Origin of the sequence: Brevibacterium album DSM 18261 (assembly GCF_000426445.1) — a bacterium.
GTDB classification, from domain to species: Bacteria; Actinomycetota; Actinomycetes; order Actinomycetales; family Brevibacteriaceae; genus Brevibacterium; species Brevibacterium album.
The window spans coordinates 417139-433769 of record NZ_KE384526.1 but is presented as its reverse complement, the minus strand read 5'-3'; the positions used below and the strand labels follow the sequence as shown (position 1 = coordinate 433769).

Annotated in this window: 15 protein-coding genes; 14 read left to right on the top strand and 1 reads right to left on the bottom strand. The window is 67.6% G+C overall.

Annotation, left to right across the window (positions count from 1 at the left end; translation table 11 throughout):
• Positions 1-18: 18 nt before the first annotated feature.
• The 3 genes from K318_RS0115600 to K318_RS0115590 are packed head-to-tail and all read left to right on the top strand — an operon-like array spanning position 19 to position 3099.
• Complete coding sequence (locus K318_RS0115600; RefSeq protein ID WP_084500320.1) at positions 19-564, top strand: TRAP transporter small permease; 546 nt, start codon at positions 19-21, stop codon at positions 562-564.
• Between the two features lie 2 nt (positions 565-566).
• Positions 567-1892: a TRAP transporter large permease gene (locus K318_RS0115595; RefSeq protein ID WP_029090164.1), complete on the top strand. Its 1326-nt coding sequence runs from the start codon at positions 567-569 to the stop codon at positions 1890-1892.
• 46 nt (positions 1893-1938) lie between these two features.
• The gene (locus tag K318_RS0115590) at positions 1939-3099 is read left to right on the top strand and encodes an FAD-dependent oxidoreductase (protein WP_084500318.1); all 1161 of its coding nucleotides are present in this window, start codon (positions 1939-1941) and stop codon (positions 3097-3099) included.
• A 21-nt stretch (positions 3100-3120) separates the two neighbouring features.
• Here the strand turns inward: K318_RS0115590 and K318_RS0115585 are convergent, their stop codons facing one another.
• On the bottom strand, positions 3121-4338 hold the full coding sequence (locus tag K318_RS0115585) for a PucR family transcriptional regulator (protein WP_029090162.1): 1218 nt from the start codon (positions 4336-4338) through the stop codon (positions 3121-3123).
• Positions 4339-4501: 163 nt separating this feature from the next.
• Between K318_RS0115585 and K318_RS22465 the strand changes: the two genes are divergently transcribed.
• The 11 genes from K318_RS22465 to K318_RS22435 all read left to right on the top strand — a co-directional run bounded on the left by K318_RS22465 (position 4502) and on the right by K318_RS22435 (position 16588).
• On the top strand, positions 4502-5179 hold the full coding sequence (locus K318_RS22465) for a helix-turn-helix domain-containing protein (protein WP_035282162.1): 678 nt from the start codon (positions 4502-4504) through the stop codon (positions 5177-5179).
• Positions 5176-6288 carry an ABC transporter substrate-binding protein gene (locus K318_RS0115575; protein WP_029090161.1) on the top strand — a complete coding sequence of 371 codons (1113 nt, stop codon included), beginning with the start codon at positions 5176-5178 and terminating at the stop codon, positions 6286-6288. Before K318_RS22465 ends, K318_RS0115575 begins: the two co-directional genes overlap by 4 nt.
• A gap of 47 nt (positions 6289-6335) precedes the next feature.
• A complete protein-coding gene (locus K318_RS22460) occupies positions 6336-7169 on the top strand; it encodes an ABC transporter permease (RefSeq protein WP_051298099.1) in 834 nt (277 codons plus the stop codon).
• On the top strand, positions 7166-7951 hold the full coding sequence (locus tag K318_RS0115565; protein ID WP_029090160.1) for an ABC transporter permease: 786 nt from the start codon (positions 7166-7168) through the stop codon (positions 7949-7951). Before K318_RS22460 ends, K318_RS0115565 begins: the two co-directional genes overlap by 4 nt.
• Positions 7948-9141 carry an ABC transporter ATP-binding protein gene (locus K318_RS22455; protein ID WP_084500315.1) on the top strand — a complete coding sequence of 398 codons (1194 nt, stop codon included), beginning with the start codon at positions 7948-7950 and terminating at the stop codon, positions 9139-9141. The genes K318_RS0115565 and K318_RS22455 overlap by 4 nt, the downstream gene beginning before the upstream one ends.
• Positions 9138-10517, top strand: a complete 1380-nt coding sequence (locus K318_RS0115555) for an NAD(P)/FAD-dependent oxidoreductase (RefSeq protein WP_029090159.1) — start codon at positions 9138-9140, stop codon at positions 10515-10517. Before K318_RS22455 ends, K318_RS0115555 begins: the two co-directional genes overlap by 4 nt.
• 64 nt (positions 10518-10581) lie before the next feature.
• Positions 10582-11541, top strand: a complete 960-nt coding sequence (locus tag K318_RS22450; RefSeq protein ID WP_051298098.1) for a D-2-hydroxyacid dehydrogenase — start codon at positions 10582-10584, stop codon at positions 11539-11541.
• Positions 11542-11611: 70 nt separating this feature from the next.
• Positions 11612-12985, top strand: coding sequence for an MFS transporter (locus K318_RS22445; protein WP_051298097.1), 1374 nt, complete (start codon positions 11612-11614; stop codon positions 12983-12985).
• Between the two features lie 50 nt (positions 12986-13035).
• Entirely contained in the window at positions 13036-14436 is a 1401-nt protein-coding gene (locus K318_RS0115540) for an FAD-binding oxidoreductase (protein ID WP_029090158.1), read from the top strand.
• A 32-nt stretch (positions 14437-14468) separates the two neighbouring features.
• Positions 14469-15803 (top strand): AAA family ATPase, encoded by a 1335-nt coding sequence (locus K318_RS22440; protein WP_156914071.1) that lies wholly within the window; start codon positions 14469-14471, stop codon positions 15801-15803.
• Between the two features lie 104 nt (positions 15804-15907).
• Positions 15908-16588 (top strand): DUF4276 family protein, encoded by a 681-nt coding sequence (locus K318_RS22435; RefSeq protein WP_035282160.1) that lies wholly within the window; start codon positions 15908-15910, stop codon positions 16586-16588.
• Positions 16589-16631 lie beyond the last annotated feature (43 nt).

The window sequence follows — 16631 nt, the reverse complement described above, 5'->3', positions numbered from 1 at the left end:
ATCACCGGAGGCGATGCAATGAAAGCGGCGCTGTCAGGAGGAGCCCGGGGGCTCCTCGCCGCGCAGAGATGGATCATGTTCCTGTCCTGCGCGCTCATCATCGTAGGGCTCTTCAGCGAGGTCGTGCTCCGGTACGCATTCGGCACGAGCATCCTCGGGATGAACGAACTCATCGTCATCCCCGCCCTCTGGATGTACTTCATCGGGGCCTCCTATGCCTCTCAGCAGCGCAGTCACATCTCTGCGAACGTGCTTCAGGTGTACCTGCGCGGGGAGCGTGCTCGGGCGACGCTCAGGCTGGTGACCGCTGTCATCAGCCTGGGTCTGGCCCTGGTGTTCACCTGGTGGGGGATGCTCTACCTCGTGAGCAGCGCTGAGCGAGGGGGGACCTCGAGCGTGTTCGGACTGCCGCTTCTGCTTTCGCAGAGCGCCGTCACGTGCGGATTCGTGCTCATGACCCTGTATGGCGTCGGCGATGTCGTCAGCGCGTTGCGCGATATGCGTGCTGCGGGCGGGCGACCGGAGTCCGCCCCGCGGACGCAAGGGGAAGAGGGAGGGGACTGACCATGGAGATCCTCATCGGACTGCTTCTCCTCATCGTCATGCTGGTGGTGGGAGTTCCCGTCTTCTGGACGTTCCTGGGTGTGGCGATCTTCCTCGTCGTGAGCCTGGACTACGACCCTGTCTTCCTCCTGCCCTACGGCTACAGCCAGCTGAACTCGCCCCTCCTTCTGGCGATCCCCCTGTTCATCATCGCCGGGAAGCTCATCGAGCGCGGAGGGCTGGGCGATGTCATCGTCGAGTGGACGGAGGTGCTGCTGGGGCGCATCAGGGGCGGTCTGGGAATCACCGCGGTCGTCGCCTGCGCGATCTTCGGCTCCATTTCCGGCAGCGCGCTCGCTGCGCTCTCCACCATCGGCTCGATCATGTTCGGCAAGCTCCACCGTGCCGGATATCCGCGGGGCTTCGCCGCCGCGCTCGTGGCGAACGCCTCCATCCTGGGCCTGCTCATCCCGCCCAGCGGCATCATGATCCTCTACGCCTGGATCGCGAACGTCTCCGTGCTGGCCGCGTTCCTTTCGACACTGGTGCCCGGCATCATCCTCCTGGTTCTGCTGAGCGCCATCAACCTGGTCCATATGCGTGGCAGGCTGCGCAGCGGTGCCGGCGCTCAGGGAGAGCCCCGCGCGCTCCCGGATCCGGCCCCGTTCGGGGCGCAGGCGAAAGCGTTCGGGACGAAGACGGTGAAGGGCATCCCCGCCCTTGTGCTCCCGGTCATCATCCTGGGCGGCATCTACGGGGGCGTGTTCACCACCGTCGAAGCAGCAGTCGTGGCTGCGCTGTACGCGATCCCCGTGGGGCTGTGGGTGTACCGGCGTCTGCGCATCTCCGAGCTCAGGGAGGTGCTCATCGAGGCTGCGAGCACCACCGGCGTGGTGATGGTGATGGCCTACGCGATGATGATCCTCAGCCGGGTGTTCACGATGGAGAATCTGCCCACGGCGGTGGGGGACTTCCTCTTCGCGATCTCGGAGAACCCCGTCGTCATCCTCATCATGATCAACGTCTTCATCATCATCCTGGGAATGCTCATCGACGATGTGAGCGGCACGCTGCTCATCACCCCGATCCTGCTTCCCGTGGCGGTGGGGATCGGTGTGGACCCCATCCACTTCGCAGCGATCCTGGGCGTCAATCTCGGCATGGCGAACATCACCCCGCCCACAGCACCGCTGCTGTACTTCGGCAGTCAGCTGGGCAATGCGCCCATCAACGAGATGATGAAGCCCACGCTCGTCATGATCTTCTGCGCCTGGATCCCCACGCTCATCGCCACGACATACATCCCGGAGCTCTCGCTGTGGCTGCCGGAGGTGATCCTCGACTACTGATCCGGGCACCCCGGCCCGGTGCGGACCCTGCCAGACGGAAGGAGCGATGGATATGAGACAGGCGGAGTTCGGAGTCATCGGGGTCGGCACCCTGGGTGCGATGGCCCTGTGGCAGCTTGCGCGGCGCGGATGCGATGTCGTGGGCTTCGAACAGCACCAGCCCGGTCACCAGCTGGGCGCGGCCGCAGGCGACACCCGATGGGTGCGCACGGCTTCGGAGGAAGCGGACTGCATCCTGCTGATGGAGCGGGCTCTTCCCCTCTGGCGTGAGCTGGAGAGGGATTCGGGGCACGCCCTCCTCGATCTGTGCGGAGGACTGTACGTGGGCCCGCCGGATGGAGACTTCATCTGCGGTGTACGGCAGAACTGCGATGACTTCAGTCTGCCGCACGAGGTTCTCACCGCTCCACAGATCCGGAGCAGACATCCGCAGTTCGCGGTGGCGGATGGAGAGGTCGGAATCTTCGAGGGGGCCGCGGGGCAGGTGCAGGCCAGCCTCTCGGTGGCAGCCGCAGCGGCGGCAGCGCAGAGACACGGTGCGCGGTTGGAGATCCGCTGCCGTGTCGAAGCGGTGGAGCCGCGAGCAGATGGCATCCATGTCCTCGCGTCCGGAGAGGAGTGGCGCTTCGACCGGGTGCTGATGGCCACCGGACCGTGGGGCCGGAGCCTGCTGCCCGACCACATCCCCCATCTGGAGGTCGAGCGCTTCCACGTCTCCTGGTACCCGATCGACTCCAGTGCCCGCCGAGGCACGAGCACTGAGCCCATCCTCGAGCGGCAGGGGGCGGACTACATATTCGGGAGCTGGCCCTCCGTCGACGGCCTCACGGCCAAAGTCGGATTCGCCGCTCCCGCAGATCGGCTCGCAGGGGCAGAGGACATGCACCAGGCCGTCTCGCCGGCGGTGATCGAGCTCACCGACGAGTATGTGCGCCGGTGGCTGCCCGGTCTGGTCGCCCGCAGCGTGCGGCATGTGATGGGCATGGACGCGCACACCTCGGACAGGAAGTTCCTCCTCGGGCCCAGCCGGGCGGACTCACGGATCGTCCTCGCCCTGGGGATGGCCGCGCACGGATTCAAGATGAGCCCTGCGACAGGAGCTGCCGCCGCCGACTATCTGCTGCACGGTGAGTCCTCGGCGGATCTCGCCGGCTTCCTGCCCGAGCGGTTTCCTGTGCTCCCGTTCCTCGACTACCGGAGCGCCTGAGCACCGAGGCGGCCTCGCGGATCACCTGAACCTCACCTCGAGCTCGAGCCACAGATGGAGCATGAGCCGGTTGCGCCCCGAACTCAGATCAATCCCCGTGGCCTCCTCGAACTGGCGGAGACGGTAGTAGACCGTGGTCCGGTGGAGGTGCATCCGCTCCGCCGTCGCGGCGGCGTTCCCGCCTGTGTCCAGATATGCGCGGACCGTCACGAGGGACTCACGCGGCTGCCCTCCCACCGTCTCCCTGAGCACCGTCGGCAGGCGAGCGGAGTCGAGTTCGGCAGGCATCATGCAGTGCAGCAGCCCGCAGAGGGGGTGATCGTCCCACAGGATGCTGTGCCCGGCGGGCGCCTCCCCGCAGTCGTCCTCCCCGCTGCCGCCCCTGAACGCCAGGGCCGCCTGCGCCTGCTCATAGGAGAGGTGTGCCTCTTCCGGCGCCACCGCGCTGCCGATCCCCAACCGCAGATCTGCAGCCGTTCCGGGACTCAGGACCTGCAGGTGGCGGACCAGCGCGTCCGCGGTGTCGAGGACCATGGCGCGGACTTCGGTCCCTGCCGCATCGAGGAGGGCCAGGCCACGATCGCCGGAGACGGTCAGCGACCTGCTGTTGAGCGCGGTCGTGCTTCGGCTCCACGCACGCCGCAGCGCGGGCAGGGCCTCGTGCACCGCTGCGGGTGCACCGGCGTCCAGCACCATCGCGACAGCCCTCCGCCCCGGTGCGAAGAGGCCGTGCGCACGCAGCGATTCCAGAGCATCCTCGCGTGCAGCGGGGTCCCGTGAGATCAGCGCTTCCATCTCCCGTCCCCTCCGCTCATCGGCCTCGGTGCTTCGGGCGGCCCGGTCGCGCATCAGCCCCTCCAGCGCGTCCCCGGCCTCGCTGCACGCAGCGTGGTCCGCCTGGGTGAAGTCGCCGTCGTGCATGATCCACATGAGGCCCACGAGCTGGGAGTCAGCGCGCAGGGGGTAGATCAGACGATCGTTCTCGAAGCCGTGCCGGTGCATGGCCGGCAGCAGGTACGGCTCGGTCCACCTGCGCAGACCGTGCGCGAGGACGTACTCCCGCACGGGCTCCGGCGTCCGCCGCTCCACGAGGGTGCGGAGCCGGATCATGTCCTCGTCGCCGAACCTGTGGGAGCTGTGGCCCACGTAGTTGAGGTCCTCGTCGTCCACCGCGACGCTGCGGCCGATGCGCTGGGCGAGGCGTTCGATCACATCCATGATCGCGTCCCTGTTCGACATATGCCGAAGGTACCGTGCGGGCCGCAGGGACGGAACACGGCGCCTCCGCATTCGCCCCGCCGTCCGCTCGCACCGACACTTCATCCGGAGTGATCCCCATCCCTTGCTGACATCTATAGATGGCATTAGTCTTAAGTCAGAGAGTGAGAGGTGAATCACAGCTATGAGTCGTTCCAGTGCTGCTGCGACTCGGGTCCGACAGGCGGAAACCGCGCCGAGCACGGATCCGGCCAGCGATCCTGACCTGGCGGCCGCGCTGCGCCGGCTGCGGAAGCAGACTGGTCTCACGCAGGCGGACCTGGCGTATGAGGCGGGGGTGAGCACATCGTTCATCTCCCAGCTCGAGCGCTCAAGCACGGATGTCACCTTCTCGACCCTCAACCGGATCTGCATGGCGCTGGGAACCACGGTCGGGCATCTGCTCTCGCCCCCGCAGCCGTGCGGCACTATCCTCCGGAAGGACAGCTGCCGCTTCCTCGACTACAACGGCGTGGACAAATGGGTGCTCACGCGCGAGTCGATGGGGGACGTGGACGTCTGCCTCTTCGAGTTCCCGCCCGGGTCGAGCACGGGGCTGCGGACGGTGACCGCCATGGAGCGCACGGAGCTGTGGATCTGCCAGAGCGGCTATCTGGGGGCCGAACTGGGCGGCGCCGTGCACATCCTGCGCCCGGGGGACAGTCTCGACTTCGCCTCGGGCCAGCCCAACACCATCTACAACCCGGGGCCCGAGCGCTGCCAGGCGCTTCTGGTGATCAAGAACCACGACATGGGGCGAGCCGCCCCGCGCGCACCGCGGGGGCCGGCGAATCGGCACGGTGACACGAGGAGGGAACCATGAGGAAGCAGACGATCGCAGCGGTGGCGCTCGCCGTCCCACTCGTCCTGAGCGCCTGCATGCAGGGCGGCGGGCAGGACGCCGGAGCACTCGACGAGGAGGACTTCAGGAATCCGGTGGCCGGCGAGGTGGGGGACGGCGTGCTGGAGGGCACCACGATGACGTTCGTCTCCTGGGGCGGCGAATTCCAGAACGGACAGGAGCAGGCGTTCTCGCAGCCGTTCGCGGAGGCCTCGGGCGCGGATCTGCTCTCCGACGGTCCCACGGACATCGCGCGCATCCAGGCACAGGTGGAATCGGGCAACGTGGCATGGGACGTCGTGAACGCCAGCCCTACGCTCAACTCCGCGCACTGCGGCACCCTGTTCGAGGAGCTCGACCTCAGCCTCATCGACACCTCGAAGATCCCGGAGGGCACTCCCGAGGGCGACTGCTTCCTGCCCTCGCAGAGCTATGTGTACGGCTTCTTCTACGACGCGGACAGGTACGGAGAGGACCCGCCGGACTCCTGGGCGGACTTCTTCGACACAGAGAACTACCCCGGCGTCCGCGCTGTGGAGGGCCGCCCGACGCCCACGGCAGGGACGTTCGAGGCCGCGCTCCTGGCCGACGGCGTCGCCCCCGAGGAGCTCTACCCGCTCGATGTCGAACGGGCGCTCGAGGTCTGGGACGGCGTGCAGGACGATTCCGTCTTCTGGCAGAGCGGAGCCGAGCAGACGCAGATGGTGCAGGCCGGCGAGGCGGACATGATCTTCGGCTGGAGCGGCCGGATCTTCGAGGCGAACGAGAACGGTGCGAACTTCGCTCCGGTCTGGAATCAGGGGTTCCTCGCAAGCGACTCCTTCTCCATCACCAAGGACACGCCGAACCGGCTCGCAGCCTATGCCTATATCAACTTCGCCCTCGGTGCGCAGCAGCAGGAGGAGATGGCGGAACTCACGAGCTACTCGCCGGTGAACACCGATTCCGCCCCGGACTTCTCGCCCGCCGCCGCGGAGTTCGACGTCTCGCGCCCGGAGGTGCTGGAGCAGACCATCGCCCAGAACCCGGTGTATTGGGGTGAGAACCTCGACGAGCTCTCCGAGGACTGGACAGGCTGGCTCAACAGCTGACGACCGCAGGTGGTCGCGTCCTGCCGTGAGACGAGAGGAGGAGTGCTGTGACGAAAGCGGGCACGCTCGCATGGCCGGCACTGGTGCTCATCGCCGCTGCGTTCTTCGTGCCGGTGGCGATGATCATCGCGCGCAGCTTCACCGATCCGGAGCCCGGGCTGCAGAACTACACCTGGCTCATGACGAACGCGACGGCCCAGGGCGTCGTGCTCCGCACCGTGTGGACCGCGCTGCTGGCGACGGTCATCACGGCGGTCCTGGCCTATCCCTACGCCTATCTCATGGCGACGTCGTCACCGCTGATCCGGGGACTGCTGCTGATCGTGGTGCTGCTGCCGTTCTGGACGTCGATGATGGTGAGAGCCTTCGCCTGGATCATCATCCTGCAGCGGAACGGGCTGCTCAACACCGCGCTGGACGCGGTGGGCCTGCCGCCGGTCGCCATTCTGGGCACCAACGCCGCCGTGCTCATCGGCATGTGCCAGGTGCTCATGCCGTTCATGGTGCTGCCGCTGTTCTCGGTCATGCTCGGCATCGACATGAAGCTTCCGCTCGCGGCGCGGATCATGGGCGCACCGGGGTGGAAGGCCTTCCTCGGCGTGTACCTTCCGCTCTCGCTGCCGGGGGTCTTCGCCGGTGCGCTCATCGTCTTCATCCTGTCCCTGGGCTTCTACGTCACACCCGCGCTGCTCGGCTCGCCGCGCGAGCAGCTGGTGCCCAACGCCCTCTACTCCCAGGTGCTCGAACTGCTCGCCTGGGGTCGCGGCGGTGCGCTCGCTGTCGCGCTGCTGGTGCTGGTGGGCGCGGTGTTCCTCCTCCTGTACCTCGTGGCACGGGCGTTCGGGGTGCGGATCGGAAGGATCGGAGGTGCGGCGCTGTGAACAGATCGCGCATCGTGCTCTGGGTCGCCTGTGCGGTGATCGGCCTGTGGCTCATCGCCCCCACCCTCGTGGTGATCCCCCTCAGCTTCAATGAACAGCGGTCGCTCGCCTTCCCGCCGCAGGGCTTCTCCCTGCGCTGGTACGAGAACTTCTTCTCCGATTCCCAATGGTTCGGCGGTCTGCTCAACTCCCTGCAGATCGCCGTGCTCGTGGCCGTCCTCGCGACCGTGCTGGGCACGCTCGCCGCCTACGGCCTGTCGAAGGTGCCCGGCTTCCGGGAGGCGTTCGGTCGCAACATCCTCGTCTCGCCCATGATCATCCCCTCGGTGGTCTTCGGCGTGGGCCTCTATGCTGTCTTCCTCAACCTGGGACTGGTGGGGACCCTGCCGGGCTTCCTCATCGCACACACTGTGCTCTCGGTGCCCTATGTGGTGGTGACGGTCGGCTCGACGCTCGCCTCCTTCGACACGCAGCTGGAGCAGGCGGCCTGGGTGTGCGGCGCCTCCAGAGCAAGGGCCTTCGTGACGGTGACGGTCCCCGCCCTGCTCCCGGGAATCCTCTCCGGCGCGTTCTTCGCCTTCATCACCTCGTTCGACGAGGTCATCGTCTCGATGTTCATCTCGAGCCCCTATCTGCAGACGCTGCCCGTCCGGATGTTCGCCGGCATGCAGCGGGAGGTCGATCCGACGATCGCGGCGGCGGCCACCCTCATCATGATCACCACGACTGCCGCCGCCATCGGCGGGATCCTGTCCCAACAGCTGAGGAGGAGGCGACGATGACGAGCAGGGGCACAGGTGCGGCGCTGCGGCTCACGGAAATCTGCAAGAGGTTCGGCTCCGTGGCAGCGGCCACGGACATCTCCCTCGATGTGGCGCCAGGGGAGTTCGTCTCGCTGCTGGGGCCGAGCGGTTCCGGCAAGACCACGACCCTGAATATGATCGCCGGCTTCGAGGAGCCCACATCCGGGCGCATCGCGATCAACGACAGGGACGTGACCGGCATCCCGATCCACAGGCGCAACATCGGGATGGTGTTCCAGGGGTACGCCCTGTTCCCTCACCTGACGGTCGGGAAGAACGTCGAGTACCCGCTGCGCCAGCACGGCTACGGCCGGGACGCGCGGCGTGAGGCCGTGGCCCGGGCACTGGAGACGGTCTCGCTGTCCGGCCTCCGCGACCGGATGCCCGCACAGCTGTCCGGAGGGCAGAGGCAGCGCGTGGCGCTCGCCCGGGCCATCGCCTATGACCCGCCGCTGCTGCTCATGGACGAGCCGCTGAGCGCTCTCGACAAGGCGCTGCGGGAAGGGCTGCAGTTCGAGATCAGGCGGATCCACCGAGAGCTGGGCACCACCGTCGTGTACGTGACGCACGATCAGGATGAGGCGCTCGCGCTCTCCGACCGCATCGTCGTCTTCAATGACGGCAGGGTGCAGCAGGTCGGAGCGCCGAGCGAGCTGTACAGCCGGCCCGCCAATGACTTCGTCTCCCGGTTCCTCGGTGAGTCGATCCATCTCAGGGGCGCGGTGCGAGAGTCCGGCAGGGGACTCGAGTTCGTGCTGGAGGATTCCCGTGCGGATGTGAGCGCCGGTGGTGAGATCTCCTGGCCGGTGAAGGAGGCTCGGCTCGGTGCGGCGCAGACGATGATCCGGCCCGAGAACGTCACCCTCGCTCCGCTGGACGGCACCTCGGCCGGTGAAGGAGCTCCGGGAACGACCGGAATCCGCGCAGTCGTGCGAGACGTCGTCTACACCGGCCATTCGGTGAAGTACGTGGTGGAGTGCCCGAGCGGCGGGGGCGTGGTCCGGATGAGCTCGAGCGGAGCTCCCAACGTCTCCCCGGGCCAGGAGGTGGGCCTCAGCTGGGACATCGGCAGGGCGCGCGTGTTGGGCGAGCGCAGCGTGCGGACGGAAGCAGATGGGGCTCAGGTCGCAGGAGCGGTGCAGAGCGGAGAGAACGAGGAGCGGCGATGAAGAACGGCAACGGATCCTTCTGGCTCGATTCGACGCGGGAGCAGGCCCGCGTCCGGCCCCGGCTGGAGGGGGACATCCACGCGGATGCGGTGGTCGTGGGCGGCGGCTACACGGGCCTGTGGACGGCCTACTGGCTCAAGCGCGCAGATCCCTCCCTCTCCGTGGTCGTGCTGGAGCAGGAGTACGTGGGCTTCGGCGCCTCGGGCAGGAACGGAGGCTGGATCTCCGGGAAGACAGTGGGGGTGCGCCGGAATCTGTCCTCCGGCGCTGTCGGGCGCGAGGACGTGCTGGCCATCGAGCGGGCGTGCCATGAGGCGGTCTTCGAGATCGACGACCTCATGCGGGGCGAGGGGAAGGAGATCGACGCGCAGCGCGGCGGCTGGATGCAGATCGCGCGGACTGAGAGCGAGCTCGAACGGCTGAAGCGCCACCTCGCCGAGGATCGGGACTGGGGACTGACCGAGTCCGAGGTGCGGCTCATGGACGCGGAGGAGACGTTCGGCAGGGTCCGCGCGCCGGGGGTGCGCGGCGGAATCTTCAGCCCCTATGCGGTGAAGTGCAATCCCGCGAAGCTCGTCTATGCGCTCGCGGAGCTGTGCGAGGAGCTGGGCGTCGTCATCTTCGAGAACACCCGCGTCGAGTCCTTCGCCGACGGCGACTGCCGGACGACGCGCGGGCATGCGCGGGCGAACACCGTGGTGCTCGCAACCGAGGCGTACACCTCGCGGCTGCCGGGGCGCAGACGCGAGATCCTCCCGATGCTCTCGTCCATGGTGGTCACGGAGCCGCTGGAGGAGGCCGCATGGGAGGAGATCGGCTGGAGCGGGCACGAGTGCATGTCCGGAGCACAGCACATGTACTTCTACTCCCAGCGCACGGCTGACGGGAGGATCGCACTGGGCGGGCGCGGGGTCCCGTACTTCTGGAACTCGGATCTGGATCGGAACGGAGAGCTGGACCGCGGCACCATCGCCCAGCTCACGGAGACGGTGCAGAGCCTGTTCCCCGCGGTGCCGATGACGTTCGCGCATGCCTGGCGGGGAGTGCTCGGCGTGCCGCGGGACTGGTCGCCCTTCGTCCACCTCGACCGGACCCGTCGCCTGGTGCGCGTGGGCGGCTACGCGGGTCAGGGCGTGACGGCCGCCTATGTGGCCGGACGCATCGTCGCCGATCTGCTGAGCTGCCGGCCGAGCGAGCTGAGCCGGAGCGCCTGGGTGCGTGCGCTGCCGCGGAAGTGGGAGCCGGAACCCCTGCGCTGGGTGGGATCGCGTGCGGTGCAGTCGCTCTACCACGTCGCGGATTCCGTCGAACGGCGCCGCGGAGGGCCGCGGACCTCGGTGTTCGGCACCGCGGGCGATCTCATCTCCGGACGCTGAGCGACGGTGCGGCTCAGCGATGGTCCGATGACGGACAGGACAGGTGCGAGGCAGAGCGGGGGACATGGGAGACGTGCGGGTGTGCATCATCGACAGGCCGGACAGAGCGGGCGCGCAGGCGCTCGCCGCGGTGGCCGGCGAGTGCCGGGCGCAGGTGCTGCTGCCGGAGGAGCTGGAGCACATCGACCCGGCGACGGAGGCGGTGTTCGTCCGTGCCGGTTACTGGAATGACGTCGATCGGCTGCTGGACCTCACTCCCCGTCTGCGCTGGGTCCACATCGCGATGGCGGGAGTGGACCATCTGCTCACCGACAGGCTGCGCGCGTCCTCCGTGGTGCTCACGAATTCGCGAGGTGTGCTCGACTCCGCGATCGCGGAGTTCGTCGCCGCGGCGGTGCTCCTGTGGTCCAAGGGGCTGCTCGTCTCCGCGAATGACAACCGGGCAGGGCGCTTCCGCTACCGCGAGCCGCTGGGCAATGAGGAGCTGACGACCCTGGTGGTGGGCGCCGGCGGGATCGGCAGTGCCTGCGCGCGGGCGCTCAGGGCGCTGGGGGCTCCGCTCGTGCACGGGGTGCGCCGGAGCGAGCGCACGCAGGACCCGGCGTTCGACTCGGGGATCACGTTCGAGGAGGCCGCCTCCCGGCTCGGCGGGTACCGGGCCGTCGTCGCCGCGCTGCCCGCCGACCGCACGACCGAGGGCCTCCTGGACGCCGCATTCCTGGCCGGGCTGGGACCGGAGACGGTGTTCGTGAATGTGGGACGGGGGCGCACGGTCGACAACGTCGCCCTGGCGCGCGCGATGGCCGACCGCCCGGGCTCGGCGGCGGTGCTCGATGTCACGGAACCCGAGCCGCTGCCCGAAGGCCACCCGCTGCTCGCATGCGAGAACGTGGTCATCAGCCCCCACATGTCCGGTGATACGCGCAAGCGGCACGAGAGGTACGCGGCACTGTTCCTCGAGAACCTCGCCCGCTTCGAGGCCGGAGAGCCGCTCGTCAACGAGGTCGGCCCTGCCGCGGGCTGAGGCAGCGGCTTCGTCTCACAGAACCCCTCGAGGCGTCGAGGTGCGCCCTTGCTGCCTATATGATCCCTCCATGCCACACGACAGCACCGCGCCGGCAGGCGCTCCGGGCGGCAGCGCGGCCGCCCCGCAGGATGCCGCCCGGGAGAAGCGCATCCTGCGCCGGGTGACCCTTCGGCTCATCCCGTTCATCATCGCGATGTACTTCATCAACTATCTGGACCGGACGAATCTCAGCATCGCCGGCCCCGGCGGCATGAACGAGGAGCTGGGGCTGAGTGCGACGCAGTTCGGCTTCGCCGCCGGTGTCTTCTTCTTCGGCTATCTCCTCCTCGAGGTGCCGTCCAACCTCGCCCTTCACCGCTTCGGAGCGCGCTTGTGGCTCGCCCGCATCCTCGTGAGCTGGGGCGTGCTCGCCTCGCTCATGGCATTCGTGCCGAATGCCGGCTGGCTCTACGTGGTCCGCTTCCTCCTGGGCGTGGCCGAGGCGGGCTTCTTCCCCGGAGTCGTCCTCTACCTCACGTACTGGTTCCCCAACAGCGTGCGCGCACGCGCGACCGCGCTGTTCATGCTCGCGATCCCGCTGTCCAATGTGGTGGGCGCGCCATTCTCCACGTGGCTGATCGAGGTCGGCAACTCGCTCTTCGACTTCTCCGGCTGGCGCTTCATGCTCTTCATCGAGGGCCTGCCCGCCGTGGCGCTCGGCATCATGTGCGTCTTCTACCTCACGGACCGTCCCGCGGACGCGAAGTGGCTGGATGCGGACGACCGCGTCTGGCTGCAGAACCGCATGGACGCCGAGGCCGGAGCCACCGCCGCCTCCCACCACACGGGCGTGCTGAAATCGCTCGGGAACCCGCGGGTGTGGGCACTGGGCTTCGTGTACTTCGGCGCCGTCTACGGCCTGTACGCGCTCAGCTTCTTCCTCCCGACGATCATCACGGGCTTCTCCGAGCGCTTCGGCACGGAGTTCAGCTTCGTGCAGGTGGGCCTCATCACCGCGATCCCGTACGCCTTCGGCGCGGTCGCGATGTTCTTCTGGTCCCGCCACGGGGACCGGACGGGGGAGCGGGTCTGGCACGCCGCGCTGCCGCTGTTCGTGGGGGCGGTCGCGATCTCAGTGGCCCTCTACCTCACCTCGCCGTTCACCACGATGGTCGCGGTGACGGTGGCCTGCGTGGGCATCTGCTGCGCGCTGCCGTGCTTCTGGCCCCTGCCGCAGGCGTTCCTCACCGGCGCGGCCGCTGCGGCGGGCATCGCGCTCATCAACACGATCGGCAATTCCGCGGGCTTCCTGGCCCCGTACGTGACGGGCTGGCTCACGGATCTCACCGGCACCTCGAACGCGGGCATGTGGGCCGTGGGCGGTGCCATGGTCGCGGCGGGCGTCATCGTCCTGGCGCTGCGCGACGGCGCGTCGGCACCGAAGAGCGTGACCGCTGAATGAGCCCCGTTCCCACAGCCTGATGACTCGCACAGCGTGATGAAGGAGACCCCATGGACCAGGCACAGATCGCCGAGCAGCTCGGCCCCCGCCTCGGCGACGGCGTCCTGGTGCTCGATCCGGACGTCATCGGCGCGCACTCCAAGGACGAGGCCCTGTTCTGCCCGCACGACGGCGCGGTGGCGCTGGTGCGGGCGAAGACGCCGGAGGATGTGCAGGCCACCCTGCGATTCGCGAACGAGCACCGCATCCCGGTGGTCCCGCAGGGGGCACGGACGGGGATCTCCGGCGGGGCGAACGCGAGCGAGGGTGCGATCCTGCTCAACGTCGCGGCGATGGATGAGGTGCTGGAGGTCAACACTGCCGAGCGCACCGTGCGGGTGCAGCCGGGCATCATCAACCAGGTGCTCAAGGACCACCTGCGGCCGTTCGGCCTGTCCTATCCGCCGGACCCCGGTTCGGTCGCGATCTCCTCGATCGGCGGCAACATCGCGACCAACGCCGGCGGCCTGTGCTGTGTGAAGTACGGGGTCACGCGCGACTACGTGCGCAGCATCGACGTGGTGCTCGCCGACGGCACGCGGACGACCTTCGGGCCGCAGACGGCCAAGGGCGTGGCGGGGCTGGACATGCGCGGGCTGTTCATCGGCTCGGAGGGCACGCTCGGCGTCGTGGTCGAGGCGACGCTGCGGCTCATCCCGCTCATGCCGGAGCCGGTCACGGCCATCGGCATCTTCCCGGACGAGCGCTCCGGCCTGCAGACGGTGGCGGACTTCATGGCCGCGGGCGGACAGCCCAGCCTCTTCGAGTTCCTCGACGGCACGAGCATCCGCATGCTGGCCGGCTACGGAGACTTCGGCCTGGACGAGGAAGCGGGCTCCATGCTGCTGGTGCAGTTCGATCAGGCGCCGGCCGAGGCCGCGGCCATGCTGGAGCAGTTCCAGGCGGTGGCCGAGGCCGCGGGCGCCCTCGACGTGGCCGTCTCCGACGATCCCGCGGACTCCGCCGCGCTCATCGCCGCCCGCAGGATGATCCAGCCGGCGTATGAGAAGTTCGCGCACGCCCACGGCGGCGGACAGCTGCTCGACGATGTGTGCGTGCCGCGGGCGGCGATGCCGGAGTTCTGCGACCGCCTCGCCGCAGTGCGGGAGGAGACCGGTCTCACGATCGCCCTCGTGGCCCATGCCGGTGACGGGAACACCCATCCCTCGGTGTTCTTCGACGCCGCTGATGCGGCGGAGACGCGGCGGGCGCAGGCGGCGTTCGAGGAGATCATGGGGATCGGCCTGGAGCTTGGCGGCACCATCACCGGCGAGCACGGAGTGGGCCACCTCAAGGCGCGCTGGCTCGCGAAGGAGCTCGACGAGGGATCCCGGTGGGCACAGCGGGCGGTCAAGGACGCCCTCGATCCCCACGGCATCCTCAACCCGGGCAAGATGTTCGCGCACGTGTGAGGGGTGATGTCGCCTCGTGCGACACTGGGGGCATGCTCACACGCCTCGAGATCGACGGGTTCAAGAACCTGTTCGGCGTTGCCGTGGACTTCGGCCCTTATACGTGCATCGCCGGTCCCAACGCTGTCGGCAAGTCCAACTTGTTCGATGTCATCGAATTCATGTCCGCCCTCGCTTCTTCGAGCTTCGTCGAAGCCGCACAGAGGATTCGTTCGGGTGGGGATGCCTCGCCCGATCCCGAGCTGCTCTTCTACCGGCGAGCAGACGGCTCCTATGCGCAGATGACGATAGCTGCAGAGATGCTTCTGCCGTCGCAGGTGATCGACGACTTCGGCCAGCGGGTAGATGCTGCCAGCACCTACGTGCGCTATGAACTCGTCTTCTCGTTGAGACCCGAGTCTGGGCCAGGCGGTGTAACCGTTAACCGGATGGTCCTCGAGCGCGAGGAACTCGTCCCGTTGACTAGGGCGAGTGCGAAAGCTCGGCTGCAGTGGCTCCCTAAGGACTCGATGTCGTCCCGCGTCCAAGAGCTCGTCAAAGGCAAAGCCCGTAATCCGTATATCGAAATGGGTGATTCTGAGGGAACCACCGTGATCAAAGGGTTCGCGAAGGGCAGCGGCCGCCCCCGCCTCGTGAACACCGAATCGACGCAGCGCACTGTGGTCTCCACAGCGAACACCGGCGAGCTGCCGACGGTACTTGCAGCGCGTCGGGAAATGGAGGGGTGGCGGAAACTGGCGCTCGAACCCTCGGCGATGCGTTCACCCGATGATGTGGCAGAGTCTGCGGGGGTTGGGGCGAACGGCGCACATCTGGCGATTGCCCTCGCGCGCCTTATGGAAACGGATGAGGAGGCCGAATCCCAGGTCCGGGCGGGAGCTGCGGCCCTCACCAATGTGCGTGAGGTGCGCGCAGACGTGGACCAGGTGCGGAGGGTCGTGACGCTGACGGCCCGTGTGGGAGAGGGACCTGACCTGCCAGCACGGGCGCTGTCAGAGGGCACATTGCGCTTCCTCGCTCTCGCAATCATCCAGCTTGACACCTCGTTCGGCCACCTCATCTGCATGGAAGAGCCGGAGAACGGCATCCACCCCGAGAAGCTCCCAGATATGGCGCAGGTTCTTCACGACCTCGCCTATGATCCGGAGTTTCCCCCAGACGCGGACAACCCGCTGCGACAGGTGATCGTCAACACCCATTCGCCTCATTTCGTTGCCGAGCACGATGACTCCGAGATCCTCGTGGCAGTGGCTTCTTCGCGGCGGGTGGACGGGGGATTCGCGGAGTCGCTCGTGTTCGGAGCGCCTGCCGGAACCTGGCGGGACGGTGCCACTCGGGATCGCGGCGATACGCATGGGGACCCGTAACCGATATCGCGCGATTCCGTGGAAGGGTATTTGTCATTCAGAGAGAATGGCCCGCAGCTTCGTGGGGGCACCCTCCCTAACAGGAGCCTTTTGGAGCAGAGCGCATGACGGAGGGGAAGACGCTCACCTTCCTGCTGGTGCGTGAGGGAGCAACGGATGACGCCTTGGTCGATGTCATCCGCAAACTGATCGAGAGATGCGCAGGCAACGCGGTCTTCGCCATCACGGGAGACCGACGGACGTACAGAGGTCGTCCCGCCGCCCAGCTTGAAGCGGTGCGCAGTGAGGGCGCGGAGCTGCCGAATCTGGTGTTCGTCCATCATGACTCGGACAGTCGAGATCACACAGGTGTCGAAAAGGAGATCATGCACGCTGCGACGACGGTGCTGGGTGAGACGGAGCGCATCATCCCGGTGATCCCGGTGCAGGAAACTGAAGCCTGGATGCTCGCCGATGAGGAGCTCATTCAGTCGGTGGTGGGACGGTCGGAGAAGACCTATCGCAGCAGGGAACAGCTGAAGCTGCCGCCGGTGAGTCGGATCGAGGAGACGGCCAGCCCCAAGGAGGTGCTACGGATGGCCCTCGTCCTTGCCGGGAAGGAGGGCGCTAAAGCGCAGAAGAAGACGAAGCAGCGTTTCGATGCTCACCGCGAGCAGCTCTTGGAGAACATTGAGCTGGACGGGCCGATCGCACAGCTGCCCTCGTGGCAGAGATTCGTCGTGGAGACGGAGCGCGCCGTCGAGGCCTGTCTGCGCGATGAGGCTGGTGAGAAACTGAGCGAATAAGGTCTCTGTCGCCGTTGCAGGGACAGTCCCTGCAACGGCGACG